Below are 18538 nucleotides of genomic sequence, written 5' to 3' on the forward strand. Positions count from 1 at the left end.
GTCCTCGCCCGCGCGGCCTGACGTCGCCCTTCCCCTCCCCCCTGCGGGGAAGGGGTCCGGGGTGGGGGCAGACGGAGCCGCTCCCGCCTCGTCCTGAACCCCCGCCTTCCATCCTCCCCGCAGGGGGAGGAGAATGCCCCGTGGATCGACGTGATCCACCGTCCCGCAGGCCTGGCCACGGGAGTCCGACGAAAACACCTCGCCAGGGGGGATCCCATGACCAAGACGCTGCACGCCCGGCCGTCAGCCGCGACCGACACGACCTTCGCGCCGCCGGTCATCACCGGCACGGCCACCGAGGACGCCCTCGACATCCTGTTTCACGCCCTGCTCGATGTGGCCCGCCGCCACGATCCCGAGCTGGAGGACGTGCTGCACGGGCGCGCCGACATCTCGTCCTACTCGCCCGAGATGCTGGCCCGCGCCCTCCAGGTGCAGGGCATCTGGTTTCAGCTCGTCTCGATCGCCGAGCAGAACGCGGCCATGCGCCGCCGCCGCCACCTGGAGCGCGCCAAGGGGCGCGCGGCCCTGAACGGCTCCTTCGCCAAGGTGCTGGCGGAGGCTTCCGCCAAGGGGATCGGCGCGGCGCAGATCCACGCGCTGCTCAAGGATCTGCGCATCCGCCCGACGATCACCGCGCACCCCACCGAGGGCAAGCGCGTCACGGTGCTGGAGAAGCTGCGCCGGATCTATCTCGTCCTGCGTGAGCTGGAGCTGCCGCGCTGGACCGAGCGCGAGCGCAACGGCCTGATGAACGAGCTGCGCGACCAGATCGAGCTGATCTGGATGACCGGCGAGCTGCATCTGGAGAAGGCCACCGTCGAGCGCGAGGTCGCCTGGGGTCTGCACTTCTTCGACGAGACCCTGTTCGAGATGCTGCCCGAGGTGATGGTCTCCCTCGAGGAGAGCCTCGCCCAATATTACCCGGACGAGACCTTCGAGGTGCCGCCCTTCTTCCAGTTCGGAAGCTGGATCGGCGGCGACCGCGACGGCAACCCCTACGTCACCGCCAGCGTCACCCGCGAGACCCTGCAGCGCAACGCGCTCGCCTCCCTGCGGCGCTACCGCGACGGCATCACCCATCTCGGCCGCGTGCTCTCGATCACCGAGCGCTCGCTGCCGGTGCCGGAGAGCTTCCGCGCCGAACTCGCCCACATGCTGGCGGAATCCGGCGATGCCCGGGCGATCGCCGCCCGCAATCCCGGCGAGGCCTACCGCCAGTTCCTCACCTGCGTGCTGCGCAAGCTCGAGGCGACCATCGCCCGCAACAAGGGCGCCCGCTCGGTCGGCCCGGATTATCCGAGCGCCGACGGGCTCATCAACGACCTGCGCACCCTGGAGAAGGGGCTGGCCGACGCCAAATGCGGCGCGCTCGCCACCGACATCGTGCGCCCGGTGCGGCGGATGGTCGAGATCTTCCGCTTCTCGACCGTGCGGCTCGACCTGCGCGAGAACTCGACCCGCACCACCAAGACGCTGCACGCCCTGTGGAAGCTGCGCAACGGCGACCGCGAGCCGCCGGAGCTCGACGCGCCCGCCTGGAAGGAGTGGCTGCTCACCGAACTCGCCCGGCCGCGCAGCCCGGAAACCTCGTTCGAGGATTTCGCCGACCGGCTGCCCGACGAGGCGCGGGAGACGCTCGCCACCTTCGCCCTGGTCGGCGAGATGCGCGACACCCTCGACCGCGAGGCCTTCGGCGCCTTCATCCTGTCGATGACGCGCTCCACCGTCGACGTGCTCGGCGCCTACCTGCTCGCCAAGGAGGCCGGCATCTTCCTCGATGCCACCGGCACCGAGATCTGCCCGCTGCCGATCGTGCCGCTGTTCGAGACCATCGACGACCTGCGCGCCGCCCCGGCCATCATGAAGGAGCTGCTCGCCATTCCGGTGGTGCGCCGCTCCACCCGCTGGCAGGGCGGGGTCCAGGAAGTGATGATCGGCTATTCCGATTCCAACAAGGACGGCGGCTTCATCGCCTCGAACTGGGAGCTGTACAAGGCGCAGGTGCGGCTCACCGTGCTCGGCAAGCATCTCGGCGTGCCGATCGCCTTCTTCCACGGTCGCGGCGGTTCCGTCAGCCGGGGCGGCGTGCCGACCCATCGCGGCATCGCGGCCCAGCCGCCGGGCTCGATCAACGGGCGCTTCCGCATCACCGAGCAGGGCGAGGTCGTCTCGTTCAAATATGCCAACCGCGGTACCGCCTCCTATCAGATGGAGCTGCTGGCGGCCTCGGTCTTCGAGCACGCCCTGCTCTCGGAGGGCAGCGGCAACGGCTCTCGGGCCGAACTCGACGACGCGCTGGAGGCGCTCTCGGGCGCCTCTCGGGCCGCCTATGTCAACCTGCTCCAGGCCGACGGCCTCGTCGACTACTTCCAGGCCGCGAGCCCCCTCGACGAGATCGCGCTGCTCAACATCGGCTCGCGCCCGGCCCGCCGTTTCGGCGCGAAGTCGCTCTCGGATCTGCGGGCGATCCCGTGGGTGTTCGCGTGGTCGCAGAACCGCCACGTCATCACCGGCTGGTACGGCGTCGGTTCGGGGCTGAAGAGCTTCATCGACATTCGCGGCGAACAGGGCGAGGCGCTGCTGCGGCGGCTCTTCAAGGATTGCCCCGTGTTCCGCCTCGTCCTCGACGAGGTCGAGAAGACGCTGATGATGGTCGATCTGGAGATCGCCCGCGACTATGCCGGCCTCGTGCCGGACGCGGGCATCCGGTCCCGCATCTTCGGGATGATCGAGCAGGAATATGCCCTGACCCGGGAGATGGTGCTGCGCGTCTCCGGCGACGGCGAACTCGCCCAGCGCTTCCCGCAATTCCGTGAGCGCCTGCAGGGGCGGTTGCCGACGATCAATCAGGTCAGCCGCGAACAGGTCGAATTGCTGCGCCGCTTCCGCAGCGAGGAGGACGAGGACAAGCGCGAGGCGGTGAAATCCGCCCTGCTCCTGTCGATCAACTGCATCGCGGTCGGCTTCGGCGCGACGGGATAAGAGCGCCTCGCGGAACGCCCGTTTTCGCACCGTGTCCTCTCCGGCGGCTTCGGCGCGGCGGGAGTTTTTTCGAGAGACGCTCCGCAGACAGTCTCGGCGACGTGTTCCGAGCCGGGCTGGACGGCCGGCCGGGACACGCGAGATAGAGCATCGTCCCGAAAGGCGATGCAAAACAAGGAGCTAGGGTATCACCCCGGATCGGTGTCCGGGACGATGCTCTAGACACGCGGTGCGATCCTGCGGCAGCGGGGCAGCGCGACGAGGGAACCCAAACCTACATAACGGAGGAACAAGCATGAGCTTCACCCTGATCCAGCAGGCCACCCCGCGCCTGCACCGCTCGGAACTGGCGGTTCCCGGCTCGAACCCGACCTTCATGGAGAAGTCCGCCGCCTCGAAGGCCGACGTGATCTTCCTCGACCTCGAGGACGCGGTCGCGCCCGACGACAAGGAGCAGGCCCGCAAGAACATCATCCAGGCGCTCAACGACCTGGATTGGGGCAACAAGACCATGATGATCCGCATCAACGGTCTCGACACCCACTACATGTACCGCGACGTCGTCGACATCGTGGAGGCCTGTCCGCGCCTCGACATGATCCTGATCCCCAAGGTCGGCGTGCCGCAGGACGTCTACGCCATCGACGTGCTGGTGACGCAGATCGAGCAGGCCAAGAAGCGCGAGAAGAAGATCGGCTTCGAGGTGCTGATCGAGACCGCGCTCGGCATGGCCAATGTCGAGGCCATCGCCACCTCCTCCAAGCGCCTTGAGGCGATGTCCTTCGGCGTGGCCGATTACGCCGCCTCGACCCGCGCCCGCTCCACCGTCATCGGCGGCGTGAACGCCGATTACAGCGTGCTGACCGACAAGGACGAGGCCGGCAACCGCCAGACCCATTGGCAGGATCCGTGGCTGTTCGCCCAGAACCGCATGCTGGTCGCCTGCCGCGCCTACGGCCTGCGCCCGATCGACGGCCCGTTCGGCGACTTCTCCGATCCCGACGGCTACATCTCGGCCGCCAAGCGCTGCGCCGCGCTCGGCTTCGAGGGCAAGTGGGCGATCCATCCCTCGCAGATCGACCTCGCCAACGACGTCTTCACCCCCTCCGAGGCCGAGGTCACCAAGGCCCGCCGGATCCTCGAGGCGATGGAAGAGGCCGCCAAGGCCGGTCGCGGCGCCGTCTCCCTCGACGGCCGCCTGATCGACATCGCCTCGATCCGCATGGCCGAGGCGCTGATCCAGAAGGCCGACGCGATGAGCGGGAAGTAAGCGCTTCCGGCGAAACGCTTTCCGTACAGCAAATGAAAGGGATGGCCGGCTCGCGCCGGCCATTTTCGTGACGGCATGTCCCATCCGCAAGGGGCGGGGCGCGCCCGGTCTCATCCCAAACCCGGCCGATCCCCTCGGGATGGCGGATTGGGGCTTCGCTCAAACGCCGCGCGGCCTTGCCGAGACGAAACCCGCTCCGATCAAGCGGATTCCAGATCAGCCGGCGCGGACGGTGGCCAGGAAGCGGCTCACCTCTCCGGAAAGGTGTTCCGACTGGCGCGACAGCTCCGAGGCCGAGGCGAGCACTTGGCTCGCCGCCGCGCCCGTCTCCTCGGAAGCTCGGGCGACGCCCGCGATGTTGTGCGTCACCTCGCGGGTCCCCGTGGAGGCCTCGGACACGTTGCGCACGATCTCCTGCGTCGCCGCCCCCTGCTGCTCGACCGCCGCCGCGATCGTGGTCGCGACCGCATCGATCTCGCGGATCCGCGCCGTGATCGCGCCGATCGCATCGGCGGCCTGCCCGGTCGCACCCTGGATCTGGCCGATCTGGTGGGCGATGTCGTCCGTCGCCCGGGCCGTCTGATTGGCCAACTCCTTCACCTCGGCGGCGACGACCGCGAAGCCGCGTCCCGCCTCGCCCGCCCGCGCGGCCTCAATCGTGGCGTTCAGGGCCAGCAGATTGGTCTGCCCCGCGATGGTCGAGATCAACTGCACGACGTCTCCGATCGTCGAGACGGCGGTGCTCAATTCGTGCATCAGAGTCGCGGTACGATCGGCTTGAAGAACCGCCTGCTGGGCGAGATCCGCCGAGCCGGAGACCTGACGGCCGATCTCCTGCACCGAGGCCCCGAGTTCCTCCGCCGCCGAGGCGACCGTGTTGACATTGGCGGCGGCGACTTCGGCCGCCGACGACACGGCGCTCGACTGGCTGGCGGTCTCCTGTGCGGTCGAGGTCATCTGCTGCGCGGTGGCCTGCAACTCGGTCGCCGAGGCGGAGACCATGCCGACGATTCCGCCCACGGCATTCTCGAAGCCCTCGGCCATCGCGCGCATGGCGGCCCGGCGCTGCTCCTCGGCCCCGGCCCGCGCCTCCTCGGTTTCGCGTTCCAGCTGCCGCATCCGGATCAGGCCGTCCTTGAACACCTGCACCGTGTCGGCGATCAGGCCGATCTCGGTCCGGCGTCCGCGATGCGGCACCTCGGCGCCGAGATCGCCATCCGCCAGCTGCCGCATCGGCCGGATGATCGATTGGATGCCCGAGCCGATCAGGCGGATGATCGCCACGGCCATCAGCGCCGCGATGAGGACCGCGCCGGCGCTCACCGCGAGCATCAGGTTGCGCGCCGAGCGGGCGAGCTCCTCGCTCTGAGCGACGATGCCGTCGGCCGCTTGGTTGTTGAGCTTGACGATGTCGTCGAGCGCCTGCGCCGCCGCCTTGATCCGGGGGCGGACATTCGCGGTCAGTTCGGCCTGGGCCAGGCTCTTCCGCCCTTCGCGGGAATGTTCGAGCACCGCCGTCACCGCATGGCCGTAGGCCGTCCACTCGCGCTCGAACGTCTCGTACAGCGCGCGCTCACCGGGCAGGCTGATGAGCGGAGCATAGGTCGCCATCGTCCGCTCGACCGCCGCCATCTTCGCGGCCAGCGACTTCTCCTCGGCGGCGATACGATCCCCCTCCGTATAGAGGACATGGTTGGCGACGCTCACGCGCACGTCGATGACGTTGCCCCGTAATTCGGCGGCATAGCGAACGCTCGGAAGGATGTTTCGCCCGAGGTTGCGGTTCTCCTGCGACAGGTCGGCCATGAAACTCAGAGCCGATGCCGACAAGATGACGATCAGCGCGCCCAGAAGCGCAAATGACCCGATGAGTGTGTTTCGGATCGAAAATGCAGCTTTCGACATGGTGGCGGCCTTCGCAGCTCTGCATCTCTGTTTATGAGTGCTGGCCTCTTAAGATTTCAGCGTAACAATCGGGTTAATGCGGGCAGTGAAAGCTCGATAAGATCTGGAATTATAAAGCCGAAGATGCAGTGCCGTCCTGCGGTGGGAGGCATGAGGCCATCCGCCGGTACGGAGAGGCTGCTTCGCTGCCGCGCCCTGCAAAAACACTCAGGGTTTGGTCGGCCCGCGAAGACTTGACGAAGCCGGAGCGTGCGCATCCCGAGGATCGGGAAGCGCGGGCGCTGCGTGTCGGGCGCGGCTTGTCTTGTCCGCCATCCTGCGCAGGCAAGTCGGCCGCGCTTCCCGGCGCCTCTCGGTCGCCCCGGCGCGTTCGACGACAGGCCTACTTGTCGTACTTGATATAGGCGAAGCGCGGATCCGTCGGCGTGCCGTCGAGAGCGCCGCCCTCCGACCCCGGCTGCCAGGAGACGACCTCCTCGATCTTCTTGGCCAGGGCGAAATCCTTCTCGGTGATGCCCTTGGCGGCATGGTTCATCAGCCGCACCTCGACCCAGGCATAGGAGGCGGTGATGTCCGGGTGGTGCCACGCGGCTTCCGCCAGATGGCCCACCGTGTTGATGACCATCAGCGTGCTCTTCCACGACGCGGTCTTGTAGGTCCGGCGGATCCAGCCCTCCTCCAGCCGCCAGGCCGGCAGTTCTTCCTTGAGCCGCCGCTCGACCGTCGCATCGTCGAGAACACCCTCGCGTGCCTGTGTCATCGTCATCCTCCCTGGTCTCGTTGCCTCGGACGAAACCTGTGTCGGGATCCTCCGAGGCGCAAGCGCGGGATCGCGGGGGCGGCACGCCCGCATGTCGCAGCGGAAACGGTGGGGCCGGCTGTGGACGGGGCGGGGGCGATTCCCTATTAAAAAATTCAACAGAAGCTCGGGCCGCCGCGGAGGCCCGGGCGGTCTGACCATAGGTGAAGGGACGCCCATGCTGTCACGGCGCGCAGTGCTCGCGACCGCAGCCCTGTCGTTCGCGGCGGCCCTGCCGGCGAGCCGGCGCGCCCAGGCGGCCGGTGAGGCGTTCCGGCTCGGCGTGCTCCCCTTCGGCACCGCCTCCTGGGAGGCGGCGATCATCAAGGAGCGCGGCCTCGACGTCGCCAACGGCTTCACCCTGGAAATCGTCAAGCTCGCCGGCAACGACGCCGCCCGGATCGCCTTCCTCGGCGGCCAGGTCGATGCCATCGTCGGCGACCTGATCTTCGCCGCCCGCCTCGGCAACGAGGGGCGGGGCGTGCGCTTCTCGCCCTACTCGACCACCGAGGGCGCGCTGATGGTGCCCGCCGGCAGCCCGATCCCCGATCTGAAGGGCCTGTCCGGCAAGCGGCTCGGCGTGGCGGGCGGGGCGCTCGACAAGAACTGGATCCTGTTGAAGGCGCAGGCCCGCGAGACGGCGGGGCTCGATCTGGAGGCCGCCGCGCAGATCGCCTACGGCGCGCCGCCGCTGCTGGCGCAGAAGCTGGAGAGCGGCGAACTCGACGCGGCGCTGCTCTACTGGCAATTCTGTGCGCGCCTCGAAGCCAAGGGCTTCAAGCGCCTGATCTCGGCCGACGACGTGATGCGGGCCTTCGGGGCGAAAGGGGCGGTCGCCCTGATCGGCTATCTCTACGAGGGCCAGACCGTGGCGGATCGGGGTGAGGTGGTGCGCGGCTTCGCCCGCGCCTCCGCCGCCGCCAAGGACGCCCTGGCGAACGAGCCGGCCCTGTGGGACACGGTCCGCCCGCTGATGGCGGCGGAGGACGACGCCACCTTCGCCACCCTCAAGCGCGACTTCCTCGCCGGCATCCCCCGCCGCCCGATCGGGGCCGAGCGGGCCGATGGCGAGCGCATCTACGAGACCCTGGCCCGGCTCGCCGGCCAGCAGCTTCTCGGGCCGGGCAAGGGCCTGCCGCCGAACCTCTATCTCGACGCCTCGGGCAACGGCTGAGGCGGCGCGATGACGGCCCCGGCCCGCTGACCCGCCCGCATGGCCCTGCTCGCGCGTCTTCTCTCGCTCGCCGTGCTGCTCGCCCTGTGGCAGGGCGTGTCCGCCTATGCCGAGATGCGCAGCCTGCCGGCGCCGAGCGCGGTGCTCGCCTTCATCCTGCGGGAGGCGCGGGGCGGCGACCTGCTGTTCAATGTCGGCGTCACCCTCGCCCGGGTCGCGGTCTCCTTCGTGATCGCCATGAGCCTCGGCGTGCTGCTCGGTATCGCGCTGGGCCGCTCGCGCCTCGCCGACCGGCTGCTCGACACGCCGCTCCTCGTCGTCCTCAACACGCCGGCCCTGGTCATCACCGTGCTGGCCTATGTCTGGCTCGGGCTCAACGAGACCGCCGCCATCGTCGCGGTGGCGCTCAACAAGCTGCCCAACGTCGCGGTGATCATGCGCGAGGGTGCCCGCGGGCTCGATCCGGGCCTGGAGGAGATGGCGACGACCTACCGCTTCGACCGGCGTACCTGGATCGCCCATGTGCTGATGCCGCAGCTTCAGCCCTTCATGGTGGCGGCGGCGCGCTCAGGCATCTCGCTCGCCTGGAAGATCGTGCTGGTGGTGGAACTGCTCGGGCGCCCCAACGGGGTCGGATTCGCCATCAACTATTACTTCACTCTCTTCGACGTCACCGCCGTGATCGGCTACAGCCTCGTCTTCATGAGCGTGATGCTCGCCATCGACGCCCTGCTCCTCCAGCCCCTCGATGCCCATGTCCGCCGCTGGCGCTGACCCCGCGCCGCTGCTGACCCTGCGCGTCGACCGCAAGGTCTACCGCAAGGCCCGCACCGAGGCGGTGGAGGCCGTGCGCGGCCTCGCCTTCTCCCTGCATGCGGGCGAGATCACCTGCCTGATCGGACCCTCGGGGGCGGGCAAGACCACCACCCTGCGCATCCTTCTCGGCCTCGACCGCGATTTCGAGGGCGCGGTGACGCCGGCGCCGGAGCGGGCCGGCATCGCCATGGTGTTTCAGGATCCCCGGCTGCTGCCCTGGCGCACCATCGAGCAGAACGTGCGTCTCGGCCTGCCGCGGGAGCGGCGGGGGCGCGACCTCGACGGATTGTTCGCCTCCCTCGGTCTCGGTCCCTGGCGCGGGCATTTCCCCGGGGCGCTCTCCCTCGGGATGCAGCGGCGGGTGGCTCTGGCGCGGGCGCTGGCCCTGGAGCCGCGCATCCTCGTCCTCGACGAACCCTTCGTCTCCCTCGACGATGCCGCCGCCGCCGGCCTGCGCGGCCTCGTCGTCGATGCCGTGAACCGCTCCGGCACCTGCGTGCTGATGGTCACCCACAACGTCGCCGAGGCCATCGAGATCGCCGACCGCTTGCTGCTGGTCACGCCCCGGCCGGCGCGCCTGCTGGCGAGCGAGCCCCTCGACCGTCGGCGGTCCGAGCGGGACCGTGCCTGGATCGACGCGACCCGCCGGATCCTGGCCACGCGCTATCCCGACATCGTCGCGCCTTAGGCGCCCGCGAGGCCGGCCGGCGTCGAATCGCTTCACGATGACGAGAGCCTGTCGTCGAACGAAAGCCGCTTCGAAGCGTGTCGATTCTCCCGGCGGCTGGATTGCCGAAAGTGCCCGACGCGAAACCGCACCCACGCCCTGTGCCGATCCGATCTCCGAGGGGGGAACGGCTGCCCCTTAAGGATAAACGGAACGTCCGGATGCAAAAATTTCCCGTCGGTCGACGGGAGCTTTCGGCTCGCGAGCCGACCTGCCGTACCGCGCGGCGGCCCCTGCACTCTTCGCGTTGCAGCAACGGTCAAGCTTCCGTTCCGTGCCAAAAACCGGAACTAAATTGCTTCCCGCGCATGCTCGGCGCGAAAGGGCCATTGTCCCATGTCGGCAGCGCATCGGCTGCGCATGTGTCAGGGATGCATTGCTCAAATTCTACTTGAGACTTGTGCGGTGCAGATCAAATTTTGCACCGCAAAAAGAAGGTTTTGATTAGAAAATTTCCTGCAAAAGCCTTCGGCGCATGCGACAAACCACCCGCGAATGCGAGTTGACGGCGCCGGAAATTTTCTTAGAGTTCGTTCAAGCTTCGGTTCTGAGGGGCCGCCAGGGGATGCGGACCCAGCCGGGTAAGTTGCCGGAAGAACGGAATAATCTCCGTTCGAAGGCGGTAGTCGCGAGCTGCCGGAGCGAATACGGTCCCTGTCGCAAACAACAGGTCAATCAACGGCGGATCGCTTCGTGCTGTCCGGCGGCGGATAAGGCCTGTCGGAGGAATCCATGAGAGCGGTACATCTCCTCGCACTCGGTGCGGGGCTCGCGGCTGCCAGCCCGGCCCTCGCCAACGAAAGCGTCCTGAAGGGCATCGCCAATCCGGCCGAGCAGGTGCTCCAGACGGTCGATTACGGCAACACCCGCTATTCCAAGCTCGACCAGATCAACGCCTCCAACGTCAAGAACCTCCAGGTTGCCTGGACCTTCTCGACCGGCGTGCTGCGCGGCCACGAGGGCGCTCCGCTCGTCGTGGGCAACATCATGTACGTCCACACCCCCTTCCCGAACATCGTCTACGCGCTGGACCTCGACCAGGGCGCCAAGATCGTTTGGAAGTACGAGCCGAAGCAGGATCCGTCCGTGATCCCGGTGATGTGCTGCGACACGGTCAACCGTGGTCTGGCCTATGCCGACGGCGCGATCATCCTGCACCAGGCCGACACCACGGTCGTGTCGCTCGATGCCAAGACCGGCAAGGTCAACTGGTCGGTCAAGAACGGCGACCCGTCCAAGGGTGAGACCAACACCGCCACCGTTCTCCCGGTGAAGGACAAGGTCATCGTCGGCATCTCCGGCGGCGAGTTCGGCGTGCAGTGCCACGTCACCGCCTACGACCTGAAGTCGGGCAAGAAGGTGTGGCGCGGCTACTCCATCGGTCCGGACGATCAGATCCTGGTCGACCCCGAGAAGACCACCTCGCTCGGCAAGCCGGTCGGCAAGGATTCCTCGGTCAAGACCTGGGAAGGCGATCAGTGGAAGACCGGCGGCGGCTGCACCTGGGGCTGGTTCTCCTACGATCCGAAGCTCGACCTCTTCTATTACGGCTCGGGCAACCCCTCGACCTGGAACCCGAAGCAGCGTCCGGGCGACAACAAGTGGTCGATGACCATTTGGGCGCGTAACCCCGACACGGGCGTCGCCAAGTGGGTCTACCAGATGACCCCCCACGACGAGTGGGATTACGACGGCATCAACGAGATGATCCTCACGGATCAGAAGTTCGACGGCAAGGACCGCCCGCTCCTGACGCACTTCGATCGTAACGGCTTCGGCTACACGCTCGATCGCGCCACCGGTGAGGTTCTCGTCGCCGAGAAGTTCGATCCGGTCGTGAACTGGGCCACCAAGGTCGACCTCGACAAGGGCTCCAAGACCTACGGCCGTCCGCTGGTCGTGTCGAAGTACTCGACCGAGCAGAACGGTGAGGATGTGAACTCGAAGGGCATCTGCCCGGCGGCTCTCGGCACCAAGGACCAGCAGCCTGCTGCCTTCTCGCCGAAGACCGGCCTGTTCTACGTGCCGACCAACCACGTCTGCATGGACTACGAGCCGTTCCGGGTGACCTACACCCCGGGCCAGCCCTATGTCGGTGCCACGCTCTCCATGTACCCGGCTCCGGGCTCGCATGGCGGCATGGGCAACTTCATCGCCTGGGACAACATCCAGGGTAAGATCAAGTGGTCCAACCCCGAGCAGTTCTCGGTGTGGTCGGGTGCGCTCGCCACCGCCGGTGACGTGGTCTTCTACGGCACCCTCGAGGGCTACCTGAAGGCTGTCGACTCGAAGACGGGTAAGGAACTCTACAAGTTCAAGACCCCGTCGGGCATCATCGGCAACGTGATGACCTACGAGAACAAGGGCAAGCAGTACATCGCCGTCCTGTCGGGCGTCGGTGGCTGGGCCGGCATCGGCCTCGCGGCCGGCCTGACCGACCCGAACGCCGGCCTCGGCGCGGTGGGTGGCTATGCGGCCCTGTCGAGCTACACCAACCTCGGCGGCCAGCTGACCGTGTTCTCGCTGCCGAACAACTAAGCAGCAGCGCGACACACTGGACCAAAGGATGCCGGCGCGGACCCCGCGCCGGCATCTTTATGATTTTAAGATTATGCTGTAGGGCCTCTTGTCTGCCGCACGGTCTATGTTGCGGTGCAGCATTTTGGTCTTGGGAGGAACGTCGTTTGTCCGCGATGAAAAGAAACGCTCTTCTTGGTCTCTGTGGTGCAATCTTGCTCGGCGCGGTTCCGGTTACCACCGCCGTTCTGGCCCAGGATGCCAAACCCGAACTCGCCAACAAGCTCGATCCCAATGCCAAGGAGATCGATGAGCCGGTGCTCAAGGCTGCCGCGGCGGTGAAGGACGAGGACGGCAAGTACCTCGACAAGGACGGCCATCCGACCTTCCACATCACCAACGATGGCAAGAAGGTCGATTGGTACACCTATTCCGGGTACCGCCGTTACCATGCCGAGTGCCACGTCTGCCACGGCCCGGACGGCATGGGCTCGACCTACGCGCCCGCTCTGAAGGATTCGCTGAAGCGCCTGTCCTACGAGGAATTCTACGGCATCCTCGCCGGCGGCAAGCAGGAGGTGAACAACACCTCGAACCAGGTCATGCCGGCCTTCGGCGACAACAAGAACGTGATGTGCTACGCCAACGACCTCTACGTGTACCTGCGCGCCCGCGCCGCCGGTGCCTGGGGTCGCGCGCGCCCGGGCGAGAAGGAAGAGAAGCCCGAGGCTGCCAAGACGGCCGAGAAGGAGTGCCTGGGCGGCTGATGTCCCGCGCACGCTCTTTCGTTCCCAAGGCGGCGGTTGCCGCGCTCCTGCTGATTTCGGCAGGGGCGCGGCCCGCCCACGCCCAGCACTTGCCCGATCTCGTTACGCCCGACGTGCTGCGCGTCTGCAGCGATCCGGGCAACATGCCCTTCTCCGAGCGTAAGGGCGACGGGTTCGAGAACAAGATCGCGCAGATCGTCGCCGACGAACTGAAGGTCAAACTGCGCTATTACTGGCTGACCCAGGGTCCCGGTTTCGTCCGCAACACGCTCGGCACCGGCCTGTGCGACCTGATCATCGGCACCTCGGGTGGCGAGATCGTCCAGCCGACCAATCCGTATTACCGTTCGGCCTACGTCCTGGTCTCGCGTAAGGGCGAATTGCCGGACATCAAGAGCCTCGACGATCCGCGCCTGAAAGACCGGCAGATCGGCATCATCGCCGGCACGCCGCCCTCCAACCGTCTGAGCGAGCTGAAGCTGGTCGGCGAGCGCATCCATGCCTACGCTCCCTACGCCTTCGGCGCGGAGCGCAAGCATCAGACCGTCGCCGCCGAGGTGATCGCCAACCTCGCCGAGAAGAAGATCGACGTGGCGATCCTGTGGGGGCCGGCGGCGGGCTGGCTGGCCAAGCAGAGCGGCGTGCCGATGGATGTGGTGCCGCTGCTCAACGAGCCGGGCCGTCCGGCGCTGACCTTCCGCGTTTCGATGGGCGTACGCCACAACGAGAACGACTGGAAGCGCAGTCTCAACACCGTGCTGCGTAAGCGCCGGGCGGATATCGAGAAGGTGCTGAAAGAGTACGACGTGCCTCTTCTCGCGGAAGAGGACAACAAGCTCCTCGACGCGACGGACGAGTGATCGAAGCCCGAGTCCCGGCCCGGGCTTTTTTCATGCGTCCCGTTCGATCCCGGTCGCGTCGAGCTTGGCCAAAGCGTCCGCCACTCTCTCGCCGCCGATGACGAGGTCGGGGGCGATTTCCGCCAGCGGCACCAGCACGAAGGCCCGCTCACGCACGAAGCGGTGCGGCAGCACCAGCCGCTCGTCGGAAACCTGCGCGCCCTCATAGGCCAGCACGTCGATATCGATGGCGCGCGGACCCCAGCGGCGCTCGCGCACCCGGCCGAGGGCCGCCTCGATCGACAGGCAAGTCTCCAGCAGGGCGTGCGGACTGAGATCGGTGTCGATGGCGATGGCGGCGTTGAGGAACCAGTCCTGGTCCGTGTCGCCCCAGGGCGGGGTCCGGTAATCGGACGAGCGCGCGGCGAGCGTGATGCCGGGCGTCGCCGCGAGACGCGCGACCGCCTCCGCCAGCATCGCGGCCTTGTCGCCGATATTGCTGCCGAGGCCGAGATAGGCGCGCGTCATGTCCGCTCCGTCGTGGCGCGACCCCGAACGATCTCGATGGCGGCGTAGTCGAGCACGGCAGGGATCGGCGCGCTCGGCTTGTCGATGCGCACCGTCACGGTGTCGAGGCGCGGAGAATGCGAGAGACAGGCGCTCGCAATCGCCTCGGCCAGAGCCTCGATCAGGGCGAAACGCCGGTTGGTGGCGATGTCGAGGACGATCTGCGTCAGGTCGGCGTAGCTGACCGTGGCCGCCACATCGTCGCTCCGGCCCGCCTCGGACAAGTCGAGGCGGCAATCGAGGGAGATGTAGAAACGCTGGCCCAGCCGCTCCTCCTCCGGCAGCAACCCGTGCCGGGCGAAGACCGCAATGCGGTGAACGAGGATGCGATCAGTCATGGGCGGTTCCGGGGCGCATCACCGCGTCGAGCACGCGCAGGGCCTCGATATGCGGCGCGACATCGTGAACGCGGACGATGTCGGCGCCGAGGGAGCCGGCGAGCACATGTGCGGCCAGGGAGCCGATCAGCCGGTCGCGCGGCTCCGTCTCACGGTCGTGCAGGCGCCCGAGCAGGCTTTTCCGCGAGACGCCGACGAGGAGCGGGAAGCCGAGGGCGCGAATCTCGGGAAGGCGGCGGAGCGCCTCCAGATGCTGCTCCCAGCTCTTGCCGAAACCGATGCCGGGATCGAGCACGATGTCGCCGTCCGGGATACCGGCGCGGCGGGCGATGGCGAGGGAGCGCTCGAAGAAGCGCAGCATGTCCGCGACGATGTCGAGGGAGCCGTCGATCGTCTCGCGATTGTGCATGACGATGACCGGGGCGCCGTGATCGGCGGCGACGCGGGCGATGTCCGGCTCGCGCTGAAGGCCCCAGACATCGTTGACGATGGTGGCGCCGGCCTTGAGCGCGAGATCCGCCGTCGAGGCCTTGTAGGTGTCGATGGAGATCGGCACGGACAGGCCGGGGGCGACCGCCCGGATCACCGGCAGAACGCGGGCCTGCTCCTCCTCGGCCGGGACCGGCTGATGGCCCGGCCGGGTCGATTCTCCGCCGATATCGAGGATATGGGCGCCGGCCCCGGTCAGCGCGGCCGCCTGGGCACGAGCCGCCTCGACACCCTGGAAGCGGCCGCCATCCGAGAACGAGTCCGGCGTGACGTTGAGGATGCCCATCACCAGCGTGCGCCGGCCGAGATCCGGTAGCAGGGTGTTCAGGCGCGGCGGGGGGGGAGAAGGTACGGGCGGCATCGGGTCGGAATGCGTCTGGTCCGGAAATGCCGGCCTAGCCCCTCGCATCCGGTTTAGCCAGATCCATTTCGCCGGCATTGATCCGTTCCGTGCCGGGCTCCGGCACGCTCACGACACTCCCGCCGCGCTGCCGCGGCGGGAGTGTCGTGAGACAGTCTCAGGAGGCGCCGCGATAGCAGCGGATCTCCGCCTCGGCCTGGGCACGGCGGAGGTCGGCGACCTTGTCGTCGAACATCTTGGTCGACTTGAAGGCGGTGGTGCGCTGGCCGATGCCCTGGCGCATGGAGAGGATGGTCGAGGCCTGCACGTATTTGTCGTAGGGCAGGATCGCCGCCAGGGCATCGAGGGAGCAGGAGCATTTCTCCAGCGCCTCGCGGGTCTGGCCGTTGGCGGCCATGCAGCCGAACACGTAATCGGCGCGGGCATCGGTCGGATAGTCGTTGTCCTCGGCTCGGACCGGGCCCGCGAGCAGCGCGGCCGCGAGCAGCGCGGCGGCAAACGCCTCAGGAATCCTTCTGGTCATAATCGAGACTCTCCTGAAGGAGTTCGCCCCCATCCGGCTTCGCGGCATGGGCCTGGATCGACACGATCTCGCCCGGCACCGCCGGAGAGGTGACGAAGGTGTAGGTGATGGTGTCGAAGCCGCGCATCCGCGACGATTGCTGGTCGCCCTCGAAGGGTTTCACCTCGACGCGCCATCCCTCGACCGTCCTGCCCTTGAAGGAGATCTCGGTCGGCGTGACCGTCGCCTTGTCGCGCAGGGCTTTGCGGATCGCGTTCTTGATGTAGCGCGGATTGGCCTCGAGCAGGCTGGCCAAGCCCTTGAGATGGTTCTCCAGGAACAGGGTCAGCACGGGATTGCCCGGCATGTCGGTGAAGGGGCCGGCGGGGATGCGGTTGCTGCCGGAAAACATCTGCACGCGGATATTGCGGCTGTCGGCATTCGCCCCCGGCTCGACCGTGAGCTTGATCGCGTCGTTGAGCGGCGGGCCGTAGGGGCCGTTCTCGATGCCGCTGCGGCGCAGGTAATCGTAGGTCAGGGTGCTGCCGGGCGCGGTGTTCTTCATCTGCGGCTGCTCGAAGAGCAGGTCGCTGGCACTCGGCTGGGCCTTCGCCTCGGATCCCGGCGCGGCGCCGTCCTTGGCCGCTGCCGGGGCGGTGTCGTTGGCCGCCCAGGCGACAGGTGTCGTGGTCAGGGCGGTCGAGAGAGCGGCCGAGAGGGCGACCGCCAGAATGGATCGTCTCAAAGGGGTGCCTTTTCGCTCAACGGGCTTTGCACATTCGTCCCGATGGTGCGGTATATATAGTCAGGCGGGTTCTCGGCAGCCTCTTCCTTGGCAAGATCCCGCATTTTTGCATGCAGCGGAGACAGCGAGCAGGCCGGATCGGTGTTGGCGGCATCGCCCGTGAGCGCCAGCGCCTGACAGCGGCAGCCGCCCCAATCCTTCTCGCGCCGGTCGCAGGAGCGGCAGGGCTCCTTCATCCAGGACGTGCCGCGATAGGCGGCGAAGGCCGGCGAGTGTGCCCAGATGTCGCCGAGGGAATGATCGTTCACGTACCAGAATTCGAGGCCGGGAATGGTCTCGGCGGCATGGCAGGGCAGCACCTTGCCCTGCGGTGTGACGTTCATGAGCTTGCGGCCCCAGCCGCCGGCACAGGCCTTCGGGTATTTGGCGTAGTAATCCGGCACCACGAGGTCGATGACGAGCTGGCCCTTCAGCCGCTCGCGCGCCTCCTCGACGATGCGGATCGACTCGTCGACCTGCCGCTTGTCCGGCATCAGCGCGGCCCGGTTGACGTAGGCCCAGCCGTAATACTGCGTGTGCGCCACTTCGAGCCGCTTGGCGCCGAGCTTGACCGCGAGGTCGATGAAGCCCGGCACCTCGTGGATGTTGCCGCGGTGGATCACCGAATTCAGCGTCAGCGGCAGGCCGAGTTCGGTGACGCGGGCCGCGAACTGCATCTTCTGCGGCTGCGCATTCTTCAGGCCGCCGATTTTTTCCGCGTTCGCCGCGTCCACGCCCTGCACCGAGAGCTGCACGTGGTCGAGACCGGCATCGTAGAGCGCGTCGAGCTTGGCGAGCGCTCCGCCGACGCCGGAGGTGATCAGGTTCGAATAGAGGCCGAGTTCGGCGCATTTGGCCGTGATCTCGACGATGTCCGGGCGGGCGGTCGGCTCGCCGCCGGAGAGATGGACGTGCAGCACGCCGAGACCCGCCGCCTCCGTCAGCACCCGCAGCCACGTCGCCGTGTCGAGCTCGGCCGAGCGTCGGTCGAGCTCCAGCGGATTCGAGCAGTAAGGGCAGCGCAGCGGGCAGCGATGGGTCAGCTCGGCGAGCAGACCGACCGGTGCCGGAATCACGTCCGCGGGGGTGGGGGCGGGGGTCGGCGCATTCATCGCTCCAGAACCCTTCTCTGTGCGAGACCGGCCAGCATCACGAGGATGTCGGCCTCGATGACGGCCGGGTCGGCGTCGTAGGTCTGGCCCAGGGTGCGGGCGATCTGCGACACGGAACTCTGGCCGTCGACGAGCTTGAGGACCGCGACGGCATTGTCGTCGAGGTCGAAGGTGCGCTCGGGCGCGAGCAGGATGTGCTTGTTGCGGACCTCGTCGAAGCGCAGGCGCACGCCGCGCGGCAGGCGCGGCACGTCGCTGCCCGAGAAGGCCGCGGGCACGCCCGTCGGCGCCGCAGCAGGGCTGGCCTCGGGCACCAGTCCTTCACCCGGCTGCCACGCATCCGGCGGGACCAGGCCGGGGGAGACATAGGCGAAGTACAGCGCGTCGAGCTGGGTCCAGAGCACGGTGCACTTGAAGGTCAGGGCATCCATCGCCGCCCGCTGCAGCTCCGGCGTGGTGGCGTGGCGCTTGACGTAGTCGAGGGCGAAGTCGGCATCCCGTGGCGCCTGGGTCAGGCGCTTGTCGAAATAGGCCAGCGTTTCCTTGGTGACGAAGTCGTAGTTCTTCAGCATCCCCGCCACGCGCT

General features: G+C 67.6%; 18 protein-coding genes. 9 read left to right on the top strand and 9 right to left on the bottom strand.

Going from position 1 to position 18538, the window contains the following annotated elements; genetic code table 11:
- The first annotated feature begins 216 nt into the window (after nt 1–216).
- Both MZTS_RS16670 and MZTS_RS16675 read left to right on the top strand, forming a co-directional pair.
- Complete coding sequence (locus MZTS_RS16670) at nt 217–2985, top strand: phosphoenolpyruvate carboxylase (RefSeq protein ID WP_192284698.1); 2769 nt, start codon at nt 217–219, stop codon at nt 2983–2985.
- A gap of 295 nt (nt 2986–3280) precedes the next feature.
- Nucleotides 3281–4255, top strand: a complete 975-nt coding sequence (locus tag MZTS_RS16675; protein WP_192284699.1) for an HpcH/HpaI aldolase/citrate lyase family protein — start codon at nt 3281–3283, stop codon at nt 4253–4255.
- A gap of 216 nt (nt 4256–4471) precedes the next feature.
- Here MZTS_RS16675 and MZTS_RS16680 read toward each other — a convergent pair whose 3' ends face one another.
- Nucleotides 4472–6094 carry a methyl-accepting chemotaxis protein gene (locus MZTS_RS16680; RefSeq protein ID WP_425492755.1) on the bottom strand — a complete coding sequence of 541 codons (1623 nt, stop codon included), beginning with the start codon at nt 6092–6094 and terminating at the stop codon, nt 4472–4474.
- Here MZTS_RS16680 and MZTS_RS25290 point away from each other — a divergent pair.
- Nucleotides 6060–6197, top strand: coding sequence for a hypothetical protein (locus tag MZTS_RS25290; protein ID WP_246482142.1), 138 nt, complete (start codon nt 6060–6062; stop codon nt 6195–6197). The genes MZTS_RS16680 and MZTS_RS25290 overlap by 35 nt on opposite strands.
- Nucleotides 6198–6542: 345 nt before the next feature.
- Here MZTS_RS25290 and MZTS_RS16685 read toward each other — a convergent pair whose 3' ends face one another.
- Nucleotides 6543–6920: a 4a-hydroxytetrahydrobiopterin dehydratase gene (locus tag MZTS_RS16685; protein WP_192284701.1), complete on the bottom strand. Its 378-nt coding sequence runs from the start codon at nt 6918–6920 to the stop codon at nt 6543–6545.
- Between the two features lie 217 nt (nt 6921–7137).
- Here MZTS_RS16685 and MZTS_RS16690 point away from each other — a divergent pair, with 217 nt between their 5' ends.
- The 6 genes from MZTS_RS16690 (at nt 7138) to xoxJ (ending at nt 13820) form a co-directional block, all read left to right on the top strand.
- Entirely contained in the window at nt 7138–8133 is a 996-nt protein-coding gene (locus MZTS_RS16690; protein WP_192284702.1) for an ABC transporter substrate-binding protein, read from the top strand.
- A gap of 39 nt (nt 8134–8172) precedes the next feature.
- A complete protein-coding gene (locus MZTS_RS16695; RefSeq protein WP_192284703.1) occupies nt 8173–8907 on the top strand; it encodes an ABC transporter permease in 735 nt (244 codons plus the stop codon).
- The gene (locus MZTS_RS16700; RefSeq protein WP_192284704.1) at nt 8888–9637 is read left to right on the top strand and encodes an ABC transporter ATP-binding protein; all 750 of its coding nucleotides are present in this window, start codon (nt 8888–8890) and stop codon (nt 9635–9637) included. The genes MZTS_RS16695 and MZTS_RS16700 overlap by 20 nt, the downstream gene beginning before the upstream one ends.
- Before the next feature lie 771 nt (nt 9638–10408).
- Nucleotides 10409–12214, top strand: coding sequence for a lanthanide-dependent methanol dehydrogenase XoxF1 (gene xoxF1 / locus MZTS_RS16705; RefSeq protein WP_192284705.1), 1806 nt, complete (start codon nt 10409–10411; stop codon nt 12212–12214).
- Nucleotides 12215–12408: 194 nt separating this feature from the next.
- Entirely contained in the window at nt 12409–12960 is a 552-nt protein-coding gene (gene xoxG / locus MZTS_RS16710; protein WP_192284706.1) for a methanol metabolism c-type cytochrome XoxG, read from the top strand.
- Entirely contained in the window at nt 12960–13820 is an 861-nt protein-coding gene (gene xoxJ, locus MZTS_RS16715) for a rare earth element methanol dehydrogenase accessory protein XoxJ (protein WP_192284707.1), read from the top strand. Before xoxG ends, xoxJ begins: the two co-directional genes overlap by 1 nt.
- Nucleotides 13821–13850: 30 nt before the next feature.
- Here xoxJ and folK read toward each other — a convergent pair whose 3' ends face one another.
- From folK to pqqD, 7 genes are all read right to left on the bottom strand, one after another.
- Nucleotides 13851–14327 (bottom strand): 2-amino-4-hydroxy-6-hydroxymethyldihydropteridine diphosphokinase, encoded by a 477-nt coding sequence (gene folK / locus MZTS_RS16720; protein WP_192284708.1) that lies wholly within the window; start codon nt 14325–14327, stop codon nt 13851–13853.
- Nucleotides 14324–14704 carry a dihydroneopterin aldolase gene (gene folB, locus MZTS_RS16725; protein WP_009865094.1) on the bottom strand — a complete coding sequence of 127 codons (381 nt, stop codon included), beginning with the start codon at nt 14702–14704 and terminating at the stop codon, nt 14324–14326. The genes folK and folB overlap by 4 nt, the downstream gene beginning before the upstream one ends.
- Nucleotides 14697–15554: a dihydropteroate synthase gene (folP, locus tag MZTS_RS16730; RefSeq protein ID WP_009865095.1), complete on the bottom strand. Its 858-nt coding sequence runs from the start codon at nt 15552–15554 to the stop codon at nt 14697–14699. Before folP ends, folB begins: the two co-directional genes overlap by 8 nt.
- Nucleotides 15555–15711: 157 nt before the next feature.
- Nucleotides 15712–16077, bottom strand: coding sequence for a hypothetical protein (locus MZTS_RS16735; protein WP_009865096.1), 366 nt, complete (start codon nt 16075–16077; stop codon nt 15712–15714).
- The gene (locus tag MZTS_RS16740) at nt 16058–16801 is read right to left on the bottom strand and encodes a hypothetical protein (protein ID WP_192284709.1); all 744 of its coding nucleotides are present in this window, start codon (nt 16799–16801) and stop codon (nt 16058–16060) included. Before MZTS_RS16740 ends, MZTS_RS16735 begins: the two co-directional genes overlap by 20 nt.
- On the bottom strand, nt 16798–17952 hold the full coding sequence (gene pqqE / locus MZTS_RS16745; protein ID WP_192284710.1) for a pyrroloquinoline quinone biosynthesis protein PqqE: 1155 nt from the start codon (nt 17950–17952) through the stop codon (nt 16798–16800). Before pqqE ends, MZTS_RS16740 begins: the two co-directional genes overlap by 4 nt.
- On the bottom strand, nt 17949–18538 hold a 590-nt coding region (gene pqqD / locus MZTS_RS16750; protein WP_192284711.1), incomplete at its 5' end, for a pyrroloquinoline quinone biosynthesis peptide chaperone PqqD. The genes pqqD and pqqE, both read right to left, overlap by 4 nt.

It is taken from the genome of Methylorubrum zatmanii (assembly GCF_014845115.1).
Lineage (GTDB): Bacteria > Pseudomonadota > Alphaproteobacteria > Rhizobiales > Beijerinckiaceae > Methylobacterium > Methylobacterium zatmanii.